This is a genomic window from Crocinitomix algicola, from assembly GCF_001661595.2.
Lineage (GTDB): Bacteria > Bacteroidota > Bacteroidia > Flavobacteriales_D > Crocinitomicaceae > Crocinitomix > Crocinitomix algicola.
The window spans coordinates 78,716-104,756 of record NZ_LYPF02000010.1 but is presented as its reverse complement, the minus strand read 5'-3'; the positions used below and the strand labels follow the sequence as shown (position 1 = coordinate 104,756).

The window sequence follows — 26,041 nt, the reverse complement described above, 5'->3', positions numbered from 1 at the left end:
AAATGCTTGAAAAAGACAGGAACCCGTATCTTAGACATTAATGAAAAGAAAAATTACAATCTTAATAGTTGAAGACGGCAAAAGTGATTTGCTTTATCTAAAAGCGCATCTTTTACAATTGGACGATTGGCAGGTAAAAGTGGTTGAAGCAGATTCTTTTGAAATGGGTCGCTCAATAGTTTTGTCGCAAAGTATCGATTTGTGTTTTCTGGATTATTTTGTTGGTGAGCATACTGTTGAAGACTTTTTAAAGGATTTAAATTATGTGAAAGATTTTGTGCCTGTCATTCTAATTAGCGGGCAAGATGAGGGAGTTCTTAAAGATATTGCAGCACGATTTGATTTGGACGATTATTTGAAGAAGGAAGATATCAATCAGTCAATTTTGAGTCGAGCTATTCGTTACAGTCTTCAAATGAATACTTTTAAGATTCAATCACGAAACGAACGCGAAAAATACCATAACCTCATACACAACAGTCTTGAAGCTGTTTTTACGGCAGACGAAAATCATCAAATTTTAATGGCTAATCAAAGCTTTAGAGATTTAATTGGAATTAAAGAGGAGGGCAATTTGGATTTTAGATCACTATTTGTTGATGAGAATTATAAAAATTTTTTTTCAGCCTTGTCCGGGGTAAATATGCGTAATATAAATCGCACCAAATTACGAAATTTTAATGGTGAAATTCTAGAAGTTTATATTGCTATTTCGCGAATTTTAGATGCAAAAGATAATGCTGATTTTCAAGTCGTTATTCATGATGTGACTGAGCTAGAAAAAGTCAGAGAAAAACTTTATGCAAACGAAAAAATTTCATTAATCCAGCGCATGGCAAGAATAATTGGTCATGAAGTCCGCAATCCTTTAACAAATATAGTGTTGGCAACGGAGGAAATGAAGGATGATTTAAAATCGAATTCGGATGCAATGGTGATGTTAGGTGTTGTACATAGGAATGCGCTTAGGATTTCGGCTTTAATTGATAAGTTTTTAAACAATACGCTTGATCCTGATTTTCAGTTTACCAATCAATCCTTGAAGAAAATTATCCAAAATGCCTATGAACATTGTAAGGATAGAATTCTTCTAAAAGGTATTGACTGTACACTTAAAATTGATGATCACGAACATCATTTGCGTTTGGATCAAGAAAAAATTCAAGTTGTTTTCACAAATATTATTATCAATGCTACTGAAGCTCTCGAAACAACTGAAAATCCAAAGTTAGTAATAGCCGTATCCGAAGACGATAACTTTGTCAACGTTGAGATAACGGATAACGGTATTGGCATGAACAATGAAATCATTGACCAATTATTTGAGCCATTTTATACGAGTAAACAAGGAGGTTTAGGTCTCGGTATGGCAAATTCTAAAAATATTTTAGAAGAACATGGCGCAAAAATTAAGGTACAAAGTAAAGTTAATCACGGAACAAAATTTACAATTCAATTTCAAAAGTAATTTTCAAACGGACAGGATTGTTGTCATCGATAAGGAAAAGCTTTAAAACCTAATTCCCTTCGATCATATTCTTGACTCATTTATAAAATAATTCATAAAACATTGGGCACAAAAAAAGCCCGATCAACGATCGAGCTTAATTCTATTAGTGGTGATAGAGGGATTTGAACCCCCGACACATGGATTTTCAGTCCATTGCTCTACCAACTGAGCTATATCACCATCCTTTAATTGTCTTACCGTTTTGTAAAGACAGGCGCAAAGATAGTAAGGATTTTTAATGTACAATAGATTTAACAATAATTTTTTCTAAAAAATATCTCGGTTTAATAAATTGTGTTCAACTTTGTGCTTATGAATCTGATAGTTGACCAAGGAAATACGGCAACAAAATTGGCCTTATTTAATGAAGAAAAAGAGGTCGTAAGAAAGAAATCTTTCCAAAAAACGGCTATAAATGAAATTAATCAATGGGTAAATGAGCATACCAATCCAGGTGATTTTTGTTTAATTTCATCTGTTACCAATGATAATCTGCAATTTTCTCATTTAAATACAGTCGCATTTGATAAACACATCAAGCTTCCTGTTCATATCGCTTATAAAACGCCTAAAACTTTAGGGAAGGATAGAATTGCTAATGCGGTTGCTGTTTGGAGAAAAAATCCAAATGCGGCTTCTTTGGCGATTGATTTAGGAACTTGTATCAAGTATGATATTGTCAATGGTGAAGGTGTTTATCTTGGCGGGAACATCAGTCCAGGACTTAAGATGAGGTACCGGGCTTTGCACGAATTCACAGACAAATTACCTTTAATACAACCTGAAATTTTCGACTTTGGATATGGTGATACGACAGTGACGAGCATGATGAACGGAGTACAACATGCTATTCTTCATGAAATAAATGGGTTTATTGAACGTTATCAGGAACAATTTGGTGAATTAACAATTTTTATGAGCGGAGGAGATTTAAAATACTTTGATAAGCGTTATAAAAATACCATCTTTGCAGATTCTAATTTGACACTCTATGGGTTAAATGAAATTTTAAAGTATAATGTTGAAGAGTAAAGCTACACTAATTGTTCTGTTCAGTCTATTCGCAAATTTTGTGATAGCGCAAAAAGGAACGCAATCTCCCTACAGTATATACGGTCTTGGTGAACGCAATTATGAAGGATTTGCAACTTTCTCTTCAATGGGTGGAGTTTCAATGGCAATAACTGATTCTGCACTCGTCAACTCTAATAACCCAGCCTCTTATTCATTCATTGGGCGTTATCGACCTGTGTTTCAAATTGGAATGAGTGGACGTTTTTCAACCTTTTCTACGGAAACAGATGCCGCAAATAAATCGACATTTGGTTTGAATCAGTTTCAATTAGGTTTGCCCATTAAAAAGCATTGGGGAGTAGGTGTCGGAATTAAACCTTATACCTTTACGGGGTATACAATCACACAGTATGAGATAGAAGATGAAGATACAACCCACCAAATGGTGAGTGAAGGTGCTGGTGGAATTCGAATTGCGAATTTTGGGATAGCTTATCGACCTCTAAATATTAAAATAACAGATACAGTTTATCAGACACAAACTATTTTTGATTCGATCAAAACAAAAATTAATAAACCAATTGTTGGAAAGAAAATTCATACCTTATCAATTGGTGTTAATGGGAATTATTTATTTGGAACATCACAACAAATAAGGTCTTCTGAGTTGGTTCCGTCAAGTTCTTCTACCTTAAATTCAAGAGTAGAAACAGGTTTGAGAGTTTCTGGATTGGCTTATGAATTAGGTGTGAATTATCAAATTGGTTTTGAATCAGGGTCATACAGTAGAGTATTGGCAATTGGTGCTACTTATGCGCCTGAGAGTAACGTAAGGGCTTATCAAGATTTGTTTTCAAAGTCATACATCGGTAGTTATTATAAAGGAGAAAGTGTTTTAGTGGTTGATACAATTGAATTAATTACCGATAAGCAAGGAACCATTAAAAAACCGGAGTCTTTTGGCCTTGGTTTCGAATATCGCTTAAGACCTTTTCAAACAGGCTCGCTTATTAAATTTGCCGGTGATGTGAAAATGGAAAGATGGTCCACTTTTTCAACTTCTTTTGAAAATGAAGAGGTGAATGCGGGGTTACAAGATCGAATGGCAATTGGTTTGGGTATGGAATGGACCCCAAAGTGGGGCGCAGCAGCTTATGATCCAGATAATAACTTCTTTTCACGCATGCACTATCGTATCGGATTTAATTATGCTCAAACAGAATTGAAGTTGAGTGATAATACTGGTACAGAAGTCGGATTAGACAATTATGGCATGAGTTTTGGATTAGGCTTACCGATTCTAACAGGTAATTCAAATACGAATATTAACTTAGGGGTCAATTTAGGAAAACTAGGAACAACCAATGGAGGTTTATTAGAGGAACGATACATGGGAGTTTTCTTTGGAGTAGCTATCACACCACAAAGAAACAGTCTCTGGTTTTTAAAACGAAAATACGATTAAACAATAACTAGAATAAGAAAAGAGATGAAACTTAAAGGATTATTAGGAACATTTATATTAACCCTTTTAATGGGTGGAGGTGTCTTCGCTCAAGAAGAAACAACAGAGTCAGGTGATGATTGTGCGCAAATGAAAAGTTTGTATTACAGATATTTGCAACAAAAAATGTACAACGATGCAGCAATGTTCTGGACAAAAGCAATAGATGCTTGTGGTACTGATGGCCTAGATGCTAAATTCTATTTCAATGGTCGTTACCTTTATTCTAAGTTAGAAAAAGAGGAAGGTATTTCTGAAGAGCGAATTGCAAATATTAATGATACAATGAATATCATTTATGAGCGAAGAATGTTAGTTGAAAATGACCCTTCTTGGACAGCTGATTACGCTGCTAAGTTGATGTCTGATAAATCTGAGGATATTGATAAAATTGATTCTTTGTTCGGAGCAAGTATACATACCTTAAAAGCGGATGCAAAATCAACACATATCATTCAATATTTCAAGCATTTGTTGATCAACAAGTTTAATAAAGCTGAACCGGAAAATAAAGAAGAAGCGCGAACAATGGTAATTGAAGAGTATATTACCTTGTCTGAATATGTTTCTACAGCAAAAAAGGCTGCGGAAAAAGCAGCAGATAAAAATGAAGTAAAACGTCAAACAAGTGCTCAAAACTTTATTGACAAGTATTTCTTAAAAGTAGCAAATGATTGCGATGTATTAGTTGGGGTATTTAAAGAAAAATTAAATACGTTACCGCAAGAGATTGAAGCAAAAAAGAAAAAAGTGAATAATTATTTAGGTTTGATGGATCAAAAGAAATGTCAATCTAATGAAGTGTATGGAATGTTTGTTGATACATTGATTTCTATAGATCCTACAGCAGATGCTTATTTCTTCGGAGGTTCTTATGCGTCGAGTACTGATAACCACAGTAAAGCAGTTGAGTATTTCCAAAAAGCAGTTGAATTAGAGGCTGATGGAGAAAACAAAAACAAGTACCTTTTAAGTCTTGCAAATGAGCAGTACAAAGCACGTTCTTATCGTTCGGCATTCAACACTGCAAAAACAGTAGGTGCAGGTGAATATCAAGGGGATGCTTTAATGATATGTGCAAATTCAATTGCAGCAACAGCGAATGATTGTGGAGAATCTACATTTGCGCGTAAAGCGAATAACTGGTTGGCAAATGTATACGTGCAAAGAGCAATCGCAGCAGGTAAAACAGGTGTGAGCAGCGGTAAATTTTTAGATCGAGCACCATCAGTAAACGAAGCTTTTGATGAAGGTGTAAGTGAAGGAAATAGTGTTTCTTTATCGTGTTGGGGAGAATCTGTTACGGCTAAATTTTAATGCTAAACGGCTTAACAGTAAAATATAAAATTTATAAAAGCATTCTCGCCTTTTCTTTGGTGGGAGTGCTTTTTTCTTGTGAGAATGATTTGGAGACCATAAAAACGGTGACGGCAACGGATGAATCGCCCGATGAGATAGTTAATCATATGCACACACTTTATTCAGATTCTGGTGTTGTGAACTATGAAATTATCGCAACGCGGGTGGAAAAATTTGGTGAGCCTAAAGATATTACGGTGTTTAAAGATGGTTTTACCGTTAATTTTTACAAAGCAAAAGATTCGATTGTGTCGAAGTTAACAGCTGATTACGGCGAAATGAGGGATCGTGAAAAATTAATCATCGCTAAGAATAACGTTATCTTTACTAATTATGATAAAAATCAAACCTTAAAAACCGAGGAATTGTATTGGGATCAAAAAGAGAAACGGGTAAAAACAGATAAACAATTCAATATTATAGGAGATAAGACTGAGGTTTGGGGGTATGGTCTAGATACAGATGAGAATTTTACAGATTATAACGCACATAAAGTTCGCGTTGAAACAATAATTGAAAACGATACAATAAATGAGTAGTTTGGCTAAAATGAATTCAATACTAGAGAAATTCTGGTGGTTAATGACAGCAGTAACATTGATAGCTGTAGTGGTTTTTATAATTATCGAAGGTTTTAATAGCTGGGGTGTCTTTCTATTAGTACCAGTGCTTACAGCATTTATGGCGCTTACTCGTCGATTTTTACGAAAGAAACTTGAGAAAAGTGAAGCTGAACGGGATGCTCGAAATAAAAAGTAATTAGTCCCTAGGGCATACTTCAAATACCCTTCTTGATTTACCGATTTCTCCTAAAAGATAAAAGTGTTCAGCTTCTACTTGTAAACTCGGTTTTGCCCGAAGCATAAAATTGTTATTCGTGTTGACAAGTGCTTTCCGAGATTGTATTCCAGCCTCATTAATATGAACGCTCGTGATTTGAAATCTGCGATTAAACACTAAATCATCATAATTGAAATAATCATTTAGGGCCTTACCGTTATTCCGCTCTGTATCATTAAAAAATAAATACAACTCGTTTTTGTATTGCATGGTTGAAAATGAGGAGTAATAACCGTAATCATTTATGGTATGTTGAAATTTTGGTATTCGGTCTGTCCACATATGATTTCCTTGCGCGTCAAAATAAGCGACTAGAATCGAATTGAAATTATAATTTTCTGTAGTAGTTGTAATGTTGGTGCGGGGATCATAGTTCCGGTCCGTATAATGGTAATAATGTTCGCCAAGTACAAAAAATGAATTGTCTTCTAAAGCAATGCATTCACGAAGTTGAATATCACTTAATTCTTTCACTTTATCAAGCTTTTTTGGCTCTACAAATTTTTCAAAAAAAGATTTTTTATACTTGTAATAACTCGAATTTTCAACGGTTAAGTCTGGATTGATAATGAGAGAGTAAACACCATTTACCGTAAGTGCACGAGTTTCATTAATAAACCCGCTTAGAATAAGTTGTTCTTTTTTATTTATGGCCAATTTTACACCGTTAATCCAACGACTTTTAATCCTTAAATCAAATTCTTTTAAAAAGGATATTTCAGGGTCATAAGCCCAGAGCGCATATTTGTTATTCAGTAAATCGGTATTGTCTTCTCTTACACCTCCTTGTCCAAGTCCGTCAAATCCATAATCACAAAGGATATAAACGGGAGAGTTATCGGTGAAAATAAAATCTACAATTTTTAAATTTTGCAATGATACCGGAGATTTAACGATAGTTGTCCAACCAATTTTCCCTAATTCATTAACGTATTTTAAATGTATGCTTTGTTCAAAAATATTATTGAATTTATTGTGAGCTGCTAAAATGAATCCCGCTTTATTTTGCGATTCGCGAATCTCAAATTCATCATCTATATTGAGTGAATCAATTATTCTACCTCCTTTTTTTTCTCCATATTCATTAAACGTCTCCACATATATTAACCGTTGCTCTTGATTGTCGTCAATCAATGTAGAAAATAGAAAAACGGTGTTGTTTTGAAAAAATATTTCATGCGGTTCATTATAATAGGCTTCATCAATTACTGTGTATAAATTGCGTTCGTCCAACAATTCAAGAGTGTTAACATCAAATCGAGTTAAATTTAATTCTTGTTTTTTACGGTTTACGGATAAATAATCACACGCAAAAAGAACCATTTCGTTTTTACCTAAAAAACCAGAAAAATTACTTTTTCGCGAAGTATTGTAGGGTTTACCCTGCTTAACAGTATCTAATTCTATGCCTTTTTGCCCAAGAACAAAAAAGGGTACTAAGCAGAGAATATAGACAATCTTTTTTATCATTTTTTTAGACTTCTTTCTTTTAACGCAATTGCACCATTTTTATTGGCCAATTGCCCACATGCTGCATCAATATCTTTACCACGACTTCTTCGGATGTTAACCACTAAGTTTAGCGATTCCAAGAATGCTGCAAATGCATCAACCTTACGTTTATCTGCTTGTTGGAATTCACCATCGTCAATTGGATTGTACTCTATAATGTTAATTTTTACCGGAAGATTTTTACAGTAATCCGCAAGCTCTCGAGCGTCTGCCAAAGAATCGTTAAAATCCTTGAAAATAATGTACTCAAAAGTTACTCGAGATCCCGTTTGATCATAGAAGTGGCGCAAGGCATCCGCTAGAACTTCCAAATTGTTTGAGTCGTTAATCTCCATGATTTTACTACGCTTTTCATCGTTGGCAGCGTGTAAAGAAAGTGCAAGGTTAAATTTTACCTTATCATCACCTAACTTTTTAATCATTTTTGCAATTCCCGCGGTAGAAACTGTTATACGTTTAGGAGAAATACCCAAACCTTGTTCTGATGTAATTTTGTCGATACCCGCTATCATATTTTTATAGTTCAGCAAGGGTTCACCCATTCCCATAAAAACAATATTACTCAACGGTTTTCCAAATTCTTGCTCCGAAGATCGTGTTAGTAATAGGACTTGATCATAAATTTCTCCAGCAGTTAAATTGCGCATTAATTTTAAACGACCAGTTGCACAAAATTTGCAAGCCAAGCTGCATCCAACTTGTGACGAAATACAGGCTGTAATACGTGATGTGGTTGGAATTAAAACTCCTTCGGTAATATGATTGTCGTGACTTTTAAAGGCACACTTTATGGTGCCATCATTACTTTGTTGCTCATCTGATATAATAATCGAATCAATGAAATATTGCTCATCCAAATATTCAACTACTTTTTTCGAAATATTTCGCATTTGATCAAATGAGTGCACTCCCTTCTTCCAAATCCACTCATAGACCTGTTTTGCGCGGAATTTTTTTTCACCAATTTTTTCAAGAACTGAAATTAATTCTTCTTGTGATAAGGTGCGAATATTGATTTTTTTTGTCGTAACTGCCATTTCGTAATGTAAAGTTAGTGAAAGTCAGCCGAACAATAATCAATCCTCTGGTGTGAATTCTATTCTAAATCTTTAGAATCATAAAATTATTTATGGAGATTGAACTTTTCATGCATCTCAAAAGTGAACAATAAAAATTACACGTATGAAAAAAGGAAGAATATTACTAATGGTAGCGCTCGGAATTGCACAATTGGTTGGAGCGCAAGTTGGATTGGGAAGAATAAGTGGATTTGTATATGAAAAAACAGATTCAACAACAACAATTCCAATAACACGCTTATGGATTGAAACTGAAGCAGGTAAAATGAACGCCCGTTCTGACTTTGACGGGTCGTATAAAATTGATGCGATTAAACCGGGTACATATAATTTATATGCTGCTGAAATGGGGCATGATTCTACAATGATAGCAGGAGTGGTTGTGAGGCCAGATGGAATAACAACAGTTGATGTTTATATGTCAGATGAAAACGTATTAGGAGTTGTGATTCTAGATTTTTCTGCAATAAAAATTGAGAAGGACATTCAAAAGATTACGATTTTACAAGAAGATATCGCAAAATCCCCATTTATTCGTGACCCTAAAGGTTTGCTAGCGGGAAGTTCGTCAGATATTCAACAACCTGAAGGTTCGGATAATATTATTATCAGAGGATCTCGACCTGGGGATGCGATTTACTATATCGATGGTGTAAAAGCAACAGATATGAGTTCGGTTCCAGGAGTTTCAATTCAAGGTTTGCAAGCATATACCGGTGGAATACCAGCAAAATATGGAGATACAACAGGTGGGGTTGTTGTTTTAGAAACGAAAGGTTATTTTGATTTGTACTATGCCTGGAAAGCAAGGAATTAAGCCCAAACATAACTTTAAATAAAAAGTGAAAAGCTTGCTATTGTTCTGATAGTGAGCTTTTTTTGTCTAATCACTTCATTCTTAATCGTATGTAAATTTTCTTTTGTTTTCAATAAGATTTACGTAACATTCCTCAAAAAAGGGCGTAGATTTCATTTACTATTCTTAAATTTGAATAAAGGAAGATGGAGTTAAGTACGTACATAGCTGAATTATTATACAAACACGATTGTGTTGTAGTACCAAATTTTGGTGGTTTTATCGCCAATTACCGTTCTGCTGTTATTGAGAAAAGTCAAAATCGTATTTTACCTCCTTCAAAGGACATTCTTTTTAATCCAAAGCTCATCAATAATGATGGTTTGTTAGGAAATCATATTGCGGAAGTTGAAAACTTTTCTTATGCTAATGCACTCAATTTTATTGCTGATCAAGTAGAAAACTGGCAAAGCACTTTAGCTGAGGGCAATCGAATCGAGATTGACGAAATCGGGTTTTTATTCAAGCAAAATGGACAAGTAAAATTCGAGCAAAGTAGAGAGGTTAACCTGTTATTGCAGGCATACGGATTAAGTAGTGTCAAATTTGTTGGATTTAAAGAAGAATCAATCAAACCAAAAGAACAAGTAGTTCAAGCGGTAGCGATTGATCAAATAAAAACTGAAAAAGAAGAGGTTCTTATCGCTTTACCACAGGTAGATGGAGGACGCCCAGAATCGCAAAAACAGCAACGCGAAAGCGTAAGTTTAGTCAAAGAAGTAGAGGTGGCTCAAAATCAAAAGCCACATAAACGGAAAAACCGAGGTGCGCTGAAATATTTAGCGGCTGCAGCAACGGTACCTTTTTTATTTTATGCTTATTGGATACCAATGCAGACCGACTTTATGGATACCGGCAAAATTCAACTTGCAGATTTTAATCCAGTAAAATCAGCACCGGAAAGAACGTATCAAATGCGATTCGATGACTTTGAATGGAATAATGAGTCGTTAGTGGAAACTTGGGCTGATTTAACAGGTAATCTCAGTGAAAATGTAAAAGTCTATAATTATCATTTTGATGATGAGTTGTACATTCCAGTCCGATTGGATAAAACAGCAGTGGCCTCAAAAAATATTCCGGTTACTCAAACCTCAGATTCAAAAAAATTCCATTTGATTGCAGGATGTTTTTCCGTAAAAGAAAACGCCGAGACCTTGGTTAGTGATCTTAAAAAAATGGGTTATTCAGCTTATATTTTTGATCAAAAAGGAGGTTTGTTTCGAGTAACTGCTGGAGACTATGAGAATAGAACTGCCGCAAATTTGGCGATGGAAAAATTCACGTCAAAAGGATCTTCTGGTTGGATTTTAAAAAAATAGTTACCGATTATCCTTGATTCGCTTACTTTTATCATGTTTATAGCAATCAAATCCGCTTTCCTAATTTTTTCCTAGTAAGATTTACTATTTTTAAGGCTATTCTAAACGATAGAAATAAATTCAATTTATTCTAATTAATTACGCTGAAATGAAATTAAAAGAAATCTTATCGATTGGTGTGCTTGCGGTATCTTCATACGCTTTGCATGCACAAGACTTTACAACAAACAAAGAAGGAAGTAAATACAAGTTTAAAGAAATTAGTCATTTAGATGCAACTCCGGTATTATCGCAAGGTTGGACTGGAACCTGTTGGAGTTTCTCTGCATTGTCCTTCTTTGAATCCGAATTAGAACGTATGGGTCAAAAAGGGGTTAATTTGTCTGAGATGTATATTGTGTATCATGCATATTTAGGGAAAGCTGAAAAATACATTCGAACAGATGGGAATACAAACTTTGATCAGGGTGGTGCTTTTCACGATATCCCATGGGTAATTCAACGCTATGGTATCGTTCCAGATGAAGTATTTAAAGGGTTAAATTATGGAACGGATAGACATACGCATTCCGAACTAGCAGAAGTTCTGAAAGGAACAGTGAATGGTGTGTTGAATGCTCGAAATGATTTGTCACGCAATGGAAGTCTAACAACGGCATGGAAAAATGCAGTGAGAGGAGTGCTTGACGCTTATCTTGGTGAAATTCCTGCTGATTTAAGGGATTTTAAGTTTAATGTTAATGGAAAAATGCAAGACCCGATTTCATATCGCGATGAATTAGGTTTAAATATGGATGACTATGTTTCATTAACTTCGTTTTCAAATCATCCGTTTTATGAAGAATGTTATTTGGCTATTGCAGATAACTGGGCTTGGGGTTCATCTTATAATGTTCCACTAGAGGATCTTTGGTCCGCTGCGAAAACGGCCCTGAATGAAGGGTATACATTTGCTTGGGGGTCTGATGTGTCTGAGGATTATTTTGATTTTCGCTCTGGTTTAGCAGTGGTTCCTAAAGATAAATCAACCATAAGAGTAAGTGGTCGTGATAATAAAAACTTTTCCGATGCTGGAGCAGCAAAAGAAGCAAATTGTTTCATGGAGCCTGTGGAAGAAGAGGTTATTACACAAGAAATGAGACAACTTGGCTACGATAATAAGCAAACAACAGACGACCATGGGATGCATGCGGTTGGATTGTACAAAGATCAAAATGATACGGAGTATTTATTAATTAAAAACTCTTGGGGTACAGGTAATGATTGTGATGGTTACTTTTTCGCATCAGAGGCTTTCTTCAAGTATAAAACAATTAATATTTATGTGCATAAGGATGCCATATCTAAGTCACTTAAAGATAAATTGAACCTCAAATAGGAATTAACTTTGTGTATATAAAAATGTCGTTTTCTTAACAGGGAACGACATTTTTTTTGTTGTTATTAGAAATATGTGTAAATTATCGATCCATAGAAAAACTTATTTCAACTAAAAATCCCATACAATGAGAAAAAACTACCTCTTTTTAACCCTTTTCGGTCTGTTTTCAATGCATGGTTTTTCCCAAATAAAATTAGGAAATCCGGGTACATTGAAGTCGGCTTCCGCTATTCATGCTGGATCAATAATTAGTTTTTACAATTATTCCCCAGATTTAACTGGATTGCATGACCATGAACCTTGTTTGTCTGACCAAATTACCCAAGATTGGGTGTCAAAAGCTGGAATTGCTGAAAAGTATCAGGAAGAAAAATTAGAACAAGAAGAAATGGTTCGCCGTTATGATGGAGGCGATCGTGCAACCTATACCATTCCTGTGATTTTTCATGTGGTGTATAATACGCCAGAAGAAAATGTATCCGCTGAGGCTATAAATGACTTGTTGGATGCTGTAAATGAAGATTTTTCGGCAACTAATCCGGATGTTGGGGATGCTCGAGGAGGATATGGTTTTATTCCTGCGGATGTCGATATTGAGTTCTGCATGGCCAAGCAGGATGAAGTAGGTATGCCGTTAGATGAATTTGGAATTCATCGGGTGGAGACTACCGAAACATGGTTTAATCCAGATACTGAGACCAATAAAATGAAAAGTTCGGTGGATGGTGGAACTGGGACTGAACCGTGGGATAGGGATGATTATTTGAATATTTGGATTTGTGACATTACAAATGGGGCAATGGCTGGTGTTGCAGGATATGCATATAAACCAACTGTTGGTTCATTACCGCCAGCTTTTATTGATGGAATTGTAATTGATTATAATTTAGGGATAACACCGTCTGCGCACATTTTATCACATGAGATTGGCCATTTCTTAGGATTAGATCATCCATGGGGTGACGGTGGAGGAAGCTGTTTTGAAGATGATGGCCTTGATGATACACCAAATACTGCAGGACCTTCTTTTGATTTTGCTGGAACTTGTTCTGGTGATCAAGAAACTTGTGCCGGTACCCAAACCCAATATGAAAATTTTATGGATTATGCGAACTGTACAGTGATGTTTACAGAGGATCAAAAGACATTGATGCATTCAATTTTAGAATATTCACGAGCTCCTTTGGCTGCTTCAACGATGTGTGAGCCAGCTGTGCCCGTGGCACCGGTTGCTGATTTTGAAGCTGATGTAACTTCTGTGATAGTTGGTGGATCGGTGAACTTTACAGATTTAAGTGACAATTACCCCACCAGTTGGCTTTGGACAGTAAGTCCGGATGCGGGTGTCACTTTTATTGGTGGAACATCTGAAACAAGTGAGAATCCAGTTGTGCAGTTTGCAGAAACAGGTTTTTATACTATTTCCCTCGTTGCAACCAACGCGGTAGGAAGTGACACTGAAACTAAAACCGATTATATTGAAGTAATTGATGGAGGAATTGAAACAGCTTATTGTGATACTTCAAGAAATTATACGGCTTTAGAGTTTGAAAATGCAGCCTTTTATACGTTAGAAGATGAAGTAGGGTATTACCCGGCACAGGTGACATTGGCCGAGGGAGTATTAAGAGCGAATGGCTATGCTGAACGATTTAATGCTCCAATTGCTACTTTAGTGCATAAGCTTAGAATTCCATTTATCCAAATAGACGATATTGGTGCACCAAGTGATGTAACGTTTTATATATACGAGGATGATGCTGGTCAACCAGGAACAGTCTTGGCATCACAAGTTCGTTCTTATAGCGATCTAGATGAAGGTTTTTTTAATGAAATTGCTTTTCCTGGCGGTGTTTCTGTTTTTGGTGATTATTGGGTTGGACTTGAATATGATTATTCTGGTGGTTTCGATACGCTGTTAATGTTGACAACAAATTTTGCTGATCGTCCACCTGGAGCAAGTACAACTAGCGTGCTTGTTTCAGGACTTACTGGTTGGACCTTGACGTCTGATCTATTTGGAGGAATGCCGAATGGTTCTTTAATTATTGATGTGCTTACTTCTTTGGGAACTGCACCAGAGGCTATTGTGGCTTGGCCTGATGCTGAAACTTGCGAGGGTAATGAAGTGACTATGAATGGTTCGGGCTCATTAAATACAACCGATTATTACTGGAATATCTCTGATGGATTCGACGATTATTATTTTGATGAGGCAAACCTAACCGCAACATTTGATCCAGGTTTATGGACCATAAGTCTAACTGCCATTGGCTCATGTCAAAGTGATGAATCGGAATCTTTCGTGTTGTCAGTTAATGAAAGTTTAACTGTCACAAGCTCTACGGAGCCAGAAAATTGTGGAGCTGAAGATGGTGAAATAAATTTTTCTGTTGATGGTGGTGACGGAGGTCCTTACGATTATTCAATAAATGATGGAGCGACCTTCTTTCCAACGAGCTCTTTTACCGACCTCTCGGCTGGAACCTATAGTTTCGTGGTACGCGATGAGGCAAATTGTGAAACGTCTGGTGATGTCGTGGTGGATGCGGTAATTTCATTTTCTCCTGTAATTTCTCCAGATATCACAATTGAAGAAGGCGAATCTACAGTGTTGACTGTGAGCGGTGGTGTATCATGGATGTGGTATACGGGAGCTGATTTTGTAGGCGATGAAGCGTCCATTACCGTAAGTCCGGAAACGACAACTACTTATACTTGTTTTGTAACGGATGCAGAAGGGTGCGAAATAGAGTTAGAGGTCACCGTATCAGTAGGCGCGGTAGGGATAGAGGTTTTAGGATTTGATAATTTCGTCGAAGTTTACCCTAATCCAACTAATGATTACGTAAATATTGGATTTAATTTGAGCGAAGAACGAAGTGTGCAATTAAAGATAATCAATCTTGTAGGAGCGGTGGTTTTAGAGGATGAATTCAAAGATGTTAAAGATAACACCATCGGTTACGACGTATCTAATTATGCAAGTGGATTATATTATATTGTACTTCAATCAGAGGATCTTGTGTATACGCACAAACTGATCATACGTTAATAATTATACGCTATAAATCTAAAACCCCTATGAATAATCACAGGGGTTTTTGTTTTTATCTCAGAATAAAGAATGGTTCATTTTATTTCAAAAACAAATTGCGGTAATTCTCCAAAAATGAAATTTCTAGAGAGCTTTAAAAAAGCTTATGCAAATGGAAATACTGAATGGTTATTAAGCGCAGTCGATAATAACATTATATGGCATATTATAGGGAAATATAAAATAGAAGGTGAACAAGCATTTCAAGAATATTTGGAGAAAATTAATTTTGAAAAAATAAAAGTGTTGGAAATAGATCAAATTCTTTCTCATGGTAAAGAAGGTGCTCTTAACGGAACAATTATTATGCAAGATGATAGCAAACTTCATTTTGCTGATTTTTATATTTTTCAAAATACGAAAGGAACCTTAATTAAGAAAATTACTACGTATATACTTTAATTAGCTTAAAAGAGATAAATTTCTTCTACCTATTCAATTCGCTTACCAAACTAAATCGTCATATCGAACGTTATAATTGACAAAGAATAATTGATTGATATGAAGTGGTTTGCAGCTCTTGTGATGATGCTTAGTTTTAGTTTAGTTTCTTGTGAGAAAGAAGAAACTGATGAGGTTATTTTGACTGGAGTTCTAGAGAAGAACGACGGAATTACGACCTACCAATATGGTGAGTTTTTTATCGGAACTTTTGCTTTAAGAAGCGACAAGATCGATTTATTAGATTATGTGAATGAAAAAGTGCAGATTAAAGGCGATAAAATTGAAGGGTATCCTATTGAAAATGGACCGGAATACCTCGAAGTCATTGAAATTGAAAGAAAGTAATTAATTATGAAAAGTCGCCTCCAAGACAGGTAAGCTTTTTAATGGTTTAAAATTTTCAATTACTAATTGATAGTAGCGAACAAGGTCGTTCATAATTTCTCTTCTTGCCCCTAAATTAACTGGAGGGTCATTTTCACCATCAAACGAACATTTAGATAGTGTAAGTAGTAAGGCCGTATTTTCTTGAGATAAATAAATTCCATGTGACGGAGCATAAGGGGTATAGGTTCCTTCTTTTAAATCTAGATAGGTAGGCCGTTCTACTTCGTTCGGGTAAAATCCAATATATTGAGTTAGACGGTAAAGGAATTTAATCGGAAAATTGGCAATAGTTTCAGATAAGTCTAAAACTGATAGAATGTTTAGGAGGAAATGGAAAAGAGACTCATTTTCTTCGTGTTCTTGAACGGTTGCCGATAACACCTCATTCATGAAAAAAACAATACTCGATTTATAAGGGTCAAAAGGAATAGATTTATAGATTATACTTGCACCTAGCGATGAAATACGGCCTAATTCGCTTTCTTTTCGTTGATAATATTCAATATCAATAACAGCCAAAGGACTGATCAAATTTCCCTTCTTGTTCTTTCGTTTTCCTCCTTGGTAAATAAAACTCTTTATTCCTTCTTCTGCCGTTAAGACTTGTAATATGATACTCGTTTCAGAATAATCAGTTTTTCTTAAAACTATTCCTTGTATTTTGTGGGTGGCCATTAATTGATAACAAGAATTTTAGCTACATTTTTACCTTTACCACTCGTTACGCCCGACCAGACTAAATAGACACCTGTTTGCACGCGGTCACCTTGTAAAGTGTTTCCATCCCATATAACCGTTCCACCATTAGAAACGGTTTGGTAAATTAAATTACCCGAGATATCTGTTATTTTTACATCAGATTCGTATCCTAAACCATTTACTGTAATAGGACCTCTAAAATCTGGTCTTACTGGATTTGGATAAACATTAACTTGTTCAAAATCGTTGTCGGCTAAACTAGCATCAGTACGGTAAGATACTAAACCTTCATTCGTGGCAAAAAAAACTTCACCAGACAGATGATCAATTTGAATATCAAGGATGCTGTTTGAAATCAAGGGACTGTTTTCCGCTGTAAATCGATAAATTTCTTCCTTTCCATCTTCAGAAAAACAGAATACACCTGAAGAGCTGGTACCAATCCATTTTCTATTCCCACCATCAATAGTTATTGCCGTAATATTGGATCCTCCTAAGAGTCGTTCCGTTTCTTCGCCAACGGTTAACAATATCGGTAAAGCATCATATTCAGCATAACCACCGTCATACAATTTTTCACGAGAATAAAGAATGACCATGCCTTCTTCTGTTCCAATCCAAATTTCACCATCTGCATCTTGACAAATTGTATTAATGTATGAATGAGGGAGGTTTCCCGATCCTTCAGTGGCTCTCAGTATTTGTACTTGATCATCAGATGGATCTGCTAATGTGCCATTTTCATTGAAAGCAAATAAACCAACATTGACCATACTAATCCATTTATTTCCTTCATCATCAATCATGAGTTTTAAAGGGTATTTATTTGTAGCAGAAGCGCCTAGGTCAAATGCGTATTCTTCTCCTGTAGCTGTAATTACTTTTAAAGGTTTTAACCCACGATTGAGGTACCATAAGTTGCCGTCATTATCATACTTCATGTCTGGAATAAACATAAAGTCTCCAGCTTGATCTTCAATCAGTGAATTTTCAGCATTATAAACCTGTGAGATTGATTTACCGTCTTTTACAACTTTTATTCCTCCCTTTGAAAAACTTGATAGGGCAAATTCATCTGTGTTATTAGGATTAATCGCTACGCCGATAAAATCCCTGTCTAAAGAATCGATAATTAATGGGTCTGTGCGGTAGTTAAAATTTGTCCAAGTTTCTTCCTCAAACAAATATGCACCATTTTGAAAACTGTTGCTCACAAGATTTTGGCTAATTCCACCGCCTGCAACCAGGACTTTACCATATTCAATATCTAGTTTGTAACAACCGTCATATGCTGGGGTGTTATCATATACAAAGCTGGTGTTCCAACTATTTGTTCCATTTACAAGTCCATGCGTTTCATCAGCGATCCAATATTTGTCTCCAGCAAATACAGCTGCTGCTGGTGATGGTGTTTTTCCATTGTATTCAAATAATATATCCTGCTCTTCTAATGCTGTATTATAAGACTTAACAGAAGAAAAATCAGTTATAATTAGTCGATCGTTATCAGCATAAATCGATTTTAGAGTAATTGGAGCAGGCATTTTTGTAACTAAATCATTGTTGTAGTAATAAACCGTGTCTGCTTGAAAATCATCACTATCGTAACCCAAAAATAGAAGATCTTCAAATACTTCAAGATGTTTAAAGGAACTGTTTACAACTGTAGGCGGTAAATTTTCAAATTTGTTCCAATTGGTGAAATCATTTAAATAACCTTTGTCCTTGTGGGCATAATATATACCCTTTTCGGTAGCTGCGTAAAGTGTATCATGAAAAATACTCACATCATAAACCACAGGGTCGTTATAAGGATAGTACGTATCTCTAATTTCTTTCTTTTCGTTGTCGAAAACGACTAAGCCAATGCTGGTTGCAATATAAATGGTTGAACCATCAAAGTAAAAATTGTTCACTGTTTTATCTCCTGACAAATCTGCTTTTTCAATCCAAGGAACGTTAGTGATGACTTGACCTTCAATTAAATCTATGTTGCCATTAACATAACCAATTACAACCATTTTACTGTCACTGCCAATCGCTGAAATTCCTAAGTCGCTCAATCCATTAGCAACTGTTAACTGATCAACAGTATTATCTGTTAAATCATTCCTTATAATACCATTTGCACAAGCCATATATACCATGTCTTGGGTTTTGGCAATGCCATTGGCTGAATTCACGGAAAAATGTACCCTCCATTGATTCATACCGATTTGTCCAAAACTAGGTTGAAGAGTGACAAATGAAACTAATGCGATTAGTGTCGATTGGAATATTTTTTTCATCAATTCAAATTTACATAGAAATAACAGTAAATATTCAAAATTATTGTGTCAAAGTATTGGGCTAATCTTATGTTGAGGCCTTTATCCAAAAATGATGCGTATTGCATCTTCGATTTTACTGACTTGATGAATCTTAATGGCATAATCTTTTTGATTTATACCTTTATTAAATTTGCTGATAATAATTTGTTCGAACCCCATTTTTTCAGCTTCCGTAATTCGTTGATCCATGCGGTTCACAGCTCTAATCTCTCCTGATAAACTTAATTCAGCTGCCAAACAAATACCAGCATCAATTGGAATATTCGCGTTGGATGACATAATCGCACAAACTACTGCTAAATCTATCGCTGGATCATTTGCTTTAATCCCACCGGCAATATTTAAAAACACATCCTTTGCCCCCAACTTAAAACCACATCTTTTTTCTAATACTGCCAATAACATATTTAGGCGACGCAAATCAAATCCAGTAGATGAACGTTGTGGCGTTCCATAGGCCGCGGTGCTCACCAACGCCTGAACTTCAATTAAAATAGGACGCACTCCTTCTATAGTTGAGGCAATTGAAATTCCACTCAGCCGCTCTTCATTATTGGTAATTAGTATTTCTGAAGGATTTTCTACTTCGCGCAAACCATTGCCGTTCATCTCATAGATCCCTAATTCATTGGTTGAACCAAATCGGTTTTTAACTGATCTAACTAGCCGGTAAACATGGTTTCGATCGCCTTCGAAAACTAATACAGCGTCCACCATGTGTTCTAATACTTTCGGGCCCGCTAAAGCTCCTTCTTTTGTAATGTGGCCTATTAAAAATACAGGTGTTCCAGATTCTTTAGCATAACGTAAAAACTCTGCAGTACATTCTTTTATTTGAGAAACACTGCCTGGCGATGATTCTAAGTTGTTTGATTGTAGGGTTTGAATTGAGTCAATAATTAAGATGTCAGGCTGAACGGCTTCAACTTGGATAAAAATGTTTTGCATCGAAGTTTCAGTTAAAACAAAACAATTTTCATTTGATTTTCCAATTCGATCCGCACGCATACTTATTTGTTGTTCACTCTCTTCTCCAGAAATGTAGAGAATTTTCTTGTTGGTTTCTCGTACTGCAACTTGTAAAAGAAGGGTCGATTTACCAATGCCGGGTTCACCACCAAATAAGACTAAAGAACCTGGTACAATTCCTCCTCCGAGCACACGATTAAGTTCGTTATCCTGTAACATCATCCTGCGTTCTTCTAACTTTTCTATCTCATTTAGTCGATGAGGTTTTGAAGCTCGCTGGGTTGTTGATGACGAAAATGGGGTAGCTGATTTCGGCGTTTTTTGAACCACTTCTTCAACATAAGTATTCCATTCGTTGCACGATGCACATTTTCCAACCCACTTAGGTGATTCTGCTCCACAGTTTTGACAGAAGAATGATGTTTTTGTTTTTGCCATGTTTTTTGCTTTCAAAATTCTAAACGGAGCACGTAATTTTATTACGTTCCACTCATTAAAAAGATAACCAAAGGTAACGATAATTGTATTCAGCTAAAATTGCCAATGGTACTTCATGGAAATCATTATTTTTGTGGTAATAAAGAAAAGTAATGGCAAAATTTATATCGTATAACGTTAATGGCATCCGAGCAGCGCTAAAAAAAGATTGGTTAAATTGGTTGCAAGAAGAAAATCCAGATGTGATTTGTCTTCAAGAAACAAAGGCCAATAGAGATCAAGTAGACATAGAAGAATTTGAAAAGGCAGGCTACCATTCGTATTGGTATTCAGCAGAAAAAAAAGGGTATAGTGGTGTGGCTATTTTCTCAAAAACAAAACCTGATCACGTAGCGTTAGGTTGCGGAATTGAAAAATATGATAATGAAGGGCGAATTATAAGAGCCGATTTTGGGGATTTTTCTGTCTTGAGTTGTTATTTTCCCAGCGGCAGTAGTGGTGAAGAACGTCAGGCTTTTAAAATGGATTTCTTAGCCGACTTTAAAGTTTATATTCAAGAGCTTCGTAAAACTCGACCTAATTTGCTAATTTCTGGAGATATAAATATTTGCCACGAAGCAATTGACATCCATAATCCTGTATCCAATAAAAAATCTTCAGGTTTTTTACCTGAGGAGCGACAATGGATTACGGATTTTTTAAATCTTGGTTATATCGATACGTTTAGAACCTTAAATAAAGAGCCTCACAATTATTCTTGGTGGACTTATCGTTTTGGGGCTAGAAAAAAGAATTTAGGTTGGCGAATTGATTATCATTTTATCACCGAATCTTTACGAGATCAACTCAAACGTGCAGACATCCTCTCGGAAGTTGTGCATTCCGATCATTGTCCAATTTTGGTTGAATTAGATGTGCAACTTTAATTTTTAATACTATCAAAACATTTTTAGTTACATTTCGTATCTAATAGTGTAAGAAAGAATATTTTCGAGCCCAATGGATAAAAAGACTAGTGTAAATCGAAAAGAGATTTCATTAAAATAAATTTGAACGTTTGTTAGAGATAATTATCGGCGGATTAGGTTATGGACTATTGTTAAGTATAATGGTGGGTCCAGCTTTTTTTATACTGGTGGAAACAAGTATAACCAAAGGCATAAAAGCGGCGTTATTTCTCGATTTAGGGGTCTTAATAAGTGACCTGGTTTACGTGACTATTGCCTTTCTTTTTTTTAGAGAGGTAAATGCACTTATGGAAAGTGATAACCGGTACATCTTGCGAATCATTGGGGGTACAGCATTTATTTTATTCGGTATTTTTAACCTGCTAAAAACGAGGCAAAAAAATGTACTACCTACCAATAAATTTCCCAAAGCAGAAACCTTGCGTGCTACCAATCCAGTAATGATGGTGCTAAAAGGTTTTATGATTAATGCGCTTAACCCGGGAGTTTTATTTTATTGGTTATCTTTAATGACACTAATTCCTGAAGCCCCTGAAAACCTGAAAATTGATCATGTGTACACCCAAATGATTTATATAGGGATTATTTTGGTGACGTTTTTTAGTGTCGACGTTTTGAAAATATCCGGAGCAAAGATGCTTAAAGATTTTCTTACCCCAAGTTGGATTAGGGTGGTCAATATGGTACTTGGGTTTATTCTTATTTTTTGCGGTATATTATTCCTCGTTCAAGGTATTCTCGCCTTGTTAAAGTGATTTGTTTTATTGGGCGTTCCACCAATATGTTTGGTGGCGGGCTTTCTGCACTCGCTTCCGCCCGTCGGTTCCAGACAGACGCGCGGAGAGCTCAAACATTTGCGTCAATCCCTAACGCTTCAGCCTAATACCTCTTCAATTTATATTTCTCCTAAAGTTAAAACTAAACAAAGTAGAAACAATACATTAATTGTGCTACATTTGGCTCCTCAAAATTTATATATGAAACTCAACCCTAAAACTTTAGTATTAGTTTTTTTATTGATTTTAATTACACCCATTACAGGGTATAATCAAGGTCAAGATGAGGCCAAAACTGGTGCGCTTATCCTTAAACATCGCAAAAAAGATAAAACTAAGGTAATCGAAGTGGGCGAAAAAATTTCGGTCCTCTCAACAGACTCTAAATATACCGGAACTATTCAAGAAATTAAAAATGACACAATTGTGCTTAAACCATTTAAAGGTGAAAGTTGGGAGGTAGATTTGGATGTCAAAAAGATAAGAAAAATTAACCATTTACGCTTCAATGCTTTTGTTCGGGGAACGGGACTGACAATGAAAATTGTTTCTTATCCGCTAATCTTCTTTACAACTGGTATTTCAATAGGAACGATAGGAGAATTTGATTTCTATGAACCACTTTATTATGTTGTAGTAGGAATGCCTGCAGCAGCTATTGGTTTTGATAGATTAGGGGGATTCATGTGGCGGAAAAGATATCATATTTCAGGAATATTTGCTAAATGGGAGGTGTCTACTGATGTAAGCCGTTAAAGTACAGTTAATCTGAGTCGGTTTTCTGGTTTAAACGTTTAAAGTTAGTTGACTTGACTAAAAAAGTCTTGTGGAATACTTTTTCCTTGATAGGTTAGTTTTACCTTGATGATGTGAAAAAGGTAACTAAATTTGTTCTACTAGTTATACTTTATATCAAACGAATTGATTATGTCAATTAAACAATTGCTACTACTTACAATTTTATTCCTCAGTGCAACCTCAATTAATGCTCAGAAGATTAAGCCAAAAATGGTTAAAAATTTTTGGGATTTTAATAATTCGGCACTTCAAAGTCAAGGTTACTATTACGCAGATGATTTTAATGGAGCAACAACACTTGAACATGGATTGTGGAGGTATTGGGACCGTCAAGGACGTTTAGAAGAGGAACGGAATTATATGAAAGGTGAATTACACGGTAAAGTAGTTCGTTTTTATCCAAGTGGGCAACCAAAAGATAGAGGTTTCTTCAAACATGGTAAACAAGATAGCATTTTTACAAGTTGGTATGAAAATGGAAAGATAAAAGAGGAAGGAACATTTAAAAATGACCGTCCAATTGGACAATGGAACTATTATTATAATAATGGTTTTAAAATGATGGAAGAAGAGGTAAAAGATTCCATTTCCTACGTAAAAAACTTCTGGAAAATGGATTCGACCCAAACGCTAAAAAATGGCGATGGTATAACCTTGTTATACTATGCAAGCACAGGGCACCTGCAAGAATTTTACACCTATAAAGACGGTTTAAAAAACGGTGATTTTGAAGAATATACGGCAAGTGGAAAACCATACGCTAAAGGCCAGTATTTGAATGATGAAAAACATGGGAAATGGTGGTATTGGTATTATACAGGTCAAATTGATCGAATGGTAAGCTATAACAATGGTGTTTTGGAAGGTGAATACACAAAAAATTACGATAATGGGCAGTTAAACATAAAAGGAGAATTCGAAAATGGGCAAAAAGTTGGTAAATGGACCTGGTATACAAATGTTGGGACAAAAGATATGGAAGGCGATTTTGTGGCAGGCTTACAAGATGGCTTTTGGAAATATTGGTATCCGGGAGATTCTATTCATATTGAGAGTCAAGGTTCATTTTCTAAAGGGTTGAGAGATGGTAAATGGGAGTTTTTTTATAAAGATGGTAGCAAATGGAAATTAGGAGCTTATAAAAATGATTTAGAAGAGGGAGAATGGAAAACGTGGTATGAAAATGGGAATTTATTAAAAGAAGGTTCTTTTGTTCAAGGTAAAGAGCAAGGGGAATGGAAACAGTACTTTGATAATGGTGATTTGAAAAATCAAGCAAGTTTTGATGCTGGTACTTTACACGGCATGTGGTATTCCTATTTTAAGAAAGATAAATTGCATCTCGTTGGTGAATATGAACATGATCTAAAAGTTGGTGAATGGAAGCGTTACACCGAAAAGGGGAAACTCCTAGAAGTGGGTGAATACAAAATAGTGAATTATAAAAAAGGAGTGAAATATGGTCCCTTTTCTAAAAGAGTTTTAAAGGAGAGTGTTAGGGATGGACATTGGGTTTGGTACAGCCAAAAAGATGGTCGAAAAACACATGAAGGTGATTATAAAAACGGGAAAGAAAATGGCGAATGGACCTATTATTTTCCAGGCGGAGTTAAAGCAAATCGCATAATCACCTATAAAAATGGTAAACTTGATGGTAAGACTTATGTTTTCAACTGGAGACCATTTTATGTGACCCAAGAAATCGACTATAAAGACGGTTTAAAACACGGTAAAATGCGAGTATATAATAAAAGAGGAGAGGTTGTTGTCGAGAAAACATTTGAAGAAGGAATTCAGCAAAGTCCAAATGGCAAACAAGCGCAATTTAGAGCTAATTAGGCCAAAATTTCCTCAACATTTGCTTTTATTTTATACGCTAAATCATCGGTAGGTAAGTCGTTATCATCTTTGCCAAAAGGGTCTTCTATTTCTTCTGCTAATATTTCAAGACTCACTAAAACATAAAAGATGAATACCGTAATTAAACATGAAAAATACCCAAACCAGGTAATAATTGCGAGTGGAATCGTAGTAACATATATAAAAATAAATTTCTTTAAAAAGATACTGTAAGAATAGGGGATCGGTGTGTTTTTAATTCGTTCACAAGCGCCAATGATATCAGCGAAAGTCTTTAAGTTGATGTCCAATAATAAAATTTCTTCTTCGCTTAAATTTTCGTGTTTTTTCATGTTACGAACAGCCTGATAAATCCATGTTGAGATAATATTAGGTCGGTGATTACTTTTTTCTAAAATTTCCCGCTCTTCCTTCGTTAAGTTTAATTCGTCTAAATCAACACCTTGTCTAAGATGTTCTTTCATGGCAATAGCATAGTTTGGAATCATCCGTGCAAAGTACGCTCTTGTTTCAGGATCATTGGATAAAGAAGCTATTTTTGATGCCAAATTTCGGGTGTTATTCACCAATTCTCCCCATTTTTTTCTGCCTTCCCACCAACGATCATAGGCGGTATTGGTTCTAAATACTAATAACAATGATAGAACAAAACCAATCAAAGAATAAACAGATAAGAGCTCATTCCATTCAACAATTCCAGGAAAGTAATTTAACTCAGCATAGGTTAAACCGATGGTTAATAAAAAAATGTAAACCATTTCTTTCCATATAATAGCGAAGGTATCACTCTTTCGGAATGAAAAAATAGGTCTGAACCAAGTCTTAGGGTTGTATTTAATCATAGTTTATTCTTATCTAGGTTCAAAAATAAGCATTCTCGTTAAACTATAATTTCACT

General features: G+C 35.5%; 22 protein-coding genes and 1 tRNA gene. 16 read left to right on the top strand and 7 right to left on the bottom strand.

Annotated elements, in window-relative coordinates; genetic code table 11:
- Positions 1 to 40 precede the first annotated feature (40 nt).
- Positions 41 to 1,468 carry an ATP-binding response regulator gene (locus A8143_RS06305; protein ID WP_066757202.1) on the top strand — a complete coding sequence of 476 codons (1,428 nt, stop codon included), beginning with the start codon at positions 41 to 43 and terminating at the stop codon, positions 1,466 to 1,468.
- Between the two features lie 149 nt (positions 1,469 to 1,617).
- On the opposite strand, the gene A8143_RS06300 is transcribed toward A8143_RS06305, so the two are convergent.
- Positions 1,618 to 1,690: transfer RNA gene (locus A8143_RS06300), tRNA-Phe, on the bottom strand.
- Positions 1,691 to 1,822: 132 nt separating this feature from the next.
- Between A8143_RS06300 and A8143_RS06295 the strand changes: the two genes are divergently transcribed.
- From A8143_RS06295 to A8143_RS06275, 5 genes are read left to right on the top strand one after another with little or no spacing between them, the layout of a single operon-like run.
- Entirely contained in the window at positions 1,823 to 2,542 is a 720-nt protein-coding gene (locus A8143_RS06295; protein ID WP_066757199.1) for a type III pantothenate kinase, read from the top strand.
- Positions 2,529 to 3,989, top strand: coding sequence for a hypothetical protein (locus tag A8143_RS06290; RefSeq protein ID WP_066757195.1), 1,461 nt, complete (start codon positions 2,529 to 2,531; stop codon positions 3,987 to 3,989). Before A8143_RS06295 ends, A8143_RS06290 begins: the two co-directional genes overlap by 14 nt.
- A gap of 24 nt (positions 3,990 to 4,013) precedes the next feature.
- On the top strand, positions 4,014 to 5,345 hold the full coding sequence (locus A8143_RS06285) for a hypothetical protein (protein WP_066757192.1): 1,332 nt from the start codon (positions 4,014 to 4,016) through the stop codon (positions 5,343 to 5,345).
- Entirely contained in the window at positions 5,345 to 5,926 is a 582-nt protein-coding gene (gene lptC, locus A8143_RS06280) for an LPS export ABC transporter periplasmic protein LptC (protein ID WP_066757189.1), read from the top strand. Before A8143_RS06285 ends, lptC begins: the two co-directional genes overlap by 1 nt.
- Before the next feature lie 43 nt (positions 5,927 to 5,969).
- The gene (locus A8143_RS06275) at positions 5,970 to 6,146 is read left to right on the top strand and encodes a hypothetical protein (RefSeq protein ID WP_217494787.1); all 177 of its coding nucleotides are present in this window, start codon (positions 5,970 to 5,972) and stop codon (positions 6,144 to 6,146) included.
- Here the strand turns inward: A8143_RS06275 and A8143_RS06270 are convergent, their stop codons facing one another.
- Together A8143_RS06270 and rlmN are read right to left on the bottom strand one after the other, a co-directional pair.
- Entirely contained in the window at positions 6,147 to 7,697 is a 1,551-nt protein-coding gene (locus tag A8143_RS06270; protein ID WP_066757184.1) for a hypothetical protein, read from the bottom strand.
- A complete protein-coding gene (gene rlmN / locus A8143_RS06265; protein ID WP_066757182.1) occupies positions 7,694 to 8,776 on the bottom strand; it encodes a 23S rRNA (adenine(2503)-C(2))-methyltransferase RlmN in 1,083 nt (360 codons plus the stop codon). The genes A8143_RS06270 and rlmN overlap by 4 nt, the downstream gene beginning before the upstream one ends.
- 145 nt (positions 8,777 to 8,921) lie before the next feature.
- On the opposite strand from rlmN, the gene A8143_RS06260 reads away from it, so the two are divergent.
- The 6 genes from A8143_RS06260 (at position 8,922) to A8143_RS06235 (ending at position 16,263) form a co-directional block, all read left to right on the top strand.
- Entirely contained in the window at positions 8,922 to 9,635 is a 714-nt protein-coding gene (locus A8143_RS06260) for a carboxypeptidase-like regulatory domain-containing protein (RefSeq protein ID WP_066757179.1), read from the top strand.
- A 185-nt stretch (positions 9,636 to 9,820) separates the two neighbouring features.
- Positions 9,821 to 10,996, top strand: coding sequence for an HU domain-containing protein (locus A8143_RS06255; protein WP_066757176.1), 1,176 nt, complete (start codon positions 9,821 to 9,823; stop codon positions 10,994 to 10,996).
- Between the two features lie 148 nt (positions 10,997 to 11,144).
- Positions 11,145 to 12,374, top strand: a complete 1,230-nt coding sequence (locus tag A8143_RS06250) for a C1 family peptidase (RefSeq protein WP_066757173.1) — start codon at positions 11,145 to 11,147, stop codon at positions 12,372 to 12,374.
- Positions 12,375 to 12,501: 127 nt separating this feature from the next.
- Complete coding sequence (locus A8143_RS17420) at positions 12,502 to 15,432, top strand: M43 family zinc metalloprotease (protein ID WP_083261245.1); 2,931 nt, start codon at positions 12,502 to 12,504, stop codon at positions 15,430 to 15,432.
- 117 nt (positions 15,433 to 15,549) lie between these two features.
- Positions 15,550 to 15,876: a hypothetical protein gene (locus A8143_RS06240; RefSeq protein ID WP_217494786.1), complete on the top strand. Its 327-nt coding sequence runs from the start codon at positions 15,550 to 15,552 to the stop codon at positions 15,874 to 15,876.
- A 99-nt stretch (positions 15,877 to 15,975) separates the two neighbouring features.
- On the top strand, positions 15,976 to 16,263 hold the full coding sequence (locus A8143_RS06235) for a hypothetical protein (protein ID WP_139134284.1): 288 nt from the start codon (positions 15,976 to 15,978) through the stop codon (positions 16,261 to 16,263).
- Here A8143_RS06235 and recO read toward each other — a convergent pair whose 3' ends face one another.
- The 3 genes from recO to radA form a co-directional block, all read right to left on the bottom strand.
- On the bottom strand, positions 16,264 to 16,980 hold the full coding sequence (gene recO / locus A8143_RS06230; protein ID WP_066757163.1) for a DNA repair protein RecO: 717 nt from the start codon (positions 16,978 to 16,980) through the stop codon (positions 16,264 to 16,266).
- Positions 16,980 to 19,292 (bottom strand): type IX secretion system anionic LPS delivery protein PorZ, encoded by a 2,313-nt coding sequence (porZ, locus tag A8143_RS06225; protein ID WP_066757160.1) that lies wholly within the window; start codon positions 19,290 to 19,292, stop codon positions 16,980 to 16,982. The genes recO and porZ overlap by 1 nt, the downstream gene beginning before the upstream one ends.
- An 81-nt stretch (positions 19,293 to 19,373) precedes the next feature.
- Positions 19,374 to 20,741 (bottom strand): DNA repair protein RadA, encoded by a 1,368-nt coding sequence (radA, locus tag A8143_RS06220; protein ID WP_066757156.1) that lies wholly within the window; start codon positions 20,739 to 20,741, stop codon positions 19,374 to 19,376.
- A gap of 152 nt (positions 20,742 to 20,893) precedes the next feature.
- On the opposite strand from radA, the gene A8143_RS06215 reads away from it, so the two are divergent.
- From A8143_RS06215 to A8143_RS06200, 4 genes are all read left to right on the top strand, one after another.
- Positions 20,894 to 21,667 carry an exodeoxyribonuclease III gene (locus A8143_RS06215; RefSeq protein WP_066757154.1) on the top strand — a complete coding sequence of 258 codons (774 nt, stop codon included), beginning with the start codon at positions 20,894 to 20,896 and terminating at the stop codon, positions 21,665 to 21,667.
- Positions 21,668 to 21,798: 131 nt separating this feature from the next.
- A complete protein-coding gene (locus tag A8143_RS06210; RefSeq protein WP_066757151.1) occupies positions 21,799 to 22,464 on the top strand; it encodes a LysE family translocator in 666 nt (221 codons plus the stop codon).
- 222 nt (positions 22,465 to 22,686) lie between these two features.
- Positions 22,687 to 23,241: a hypothetical protein gene (locus A8143_RS06205; RefSeq protein ID WP_066757149.1), complete on the top strand. Its 555-nt coding sequence runs from the start codon at positions 22,687 to 22,689 to the stop codon at positions 23,239 to 23,241.
- 171 nt (positions 23,242 to 23,412) lie between these two features.
- The gene (locus A8143_RS06200) at positions 23,413 to 25,122 is read left to right on the top strand and encodes a toxin-antitoxin system YwqK family antitoxin (protein ID WP_066757146.1); all 1,710 of its coding nucleotides are present in this window, start codon (positions 23,413 to 23,415) and stop codon (positions 25,120 to 25,122) included.
- Here the strand turns inward: A8143_RS06200 and A8143_RS06195 are convergent.
- Positions 25,119 to 25,985, bottom strand: a complete 867-nt coding sequence (locus A8143_RS06195; protein ID WP_066757144.1) for a bestrophin family protein — start codon at positions 25,983 to 25,985, stop codon at positions 25,119 to 25,121. The two genes, A8143_RS06200 and A8143_RS06195, sit on opposite strands and share 4 nt — an antisense overlap.
- Between the last annotated feature and the right edge of the window lie 56 nt (positions 25,986 to 26,041).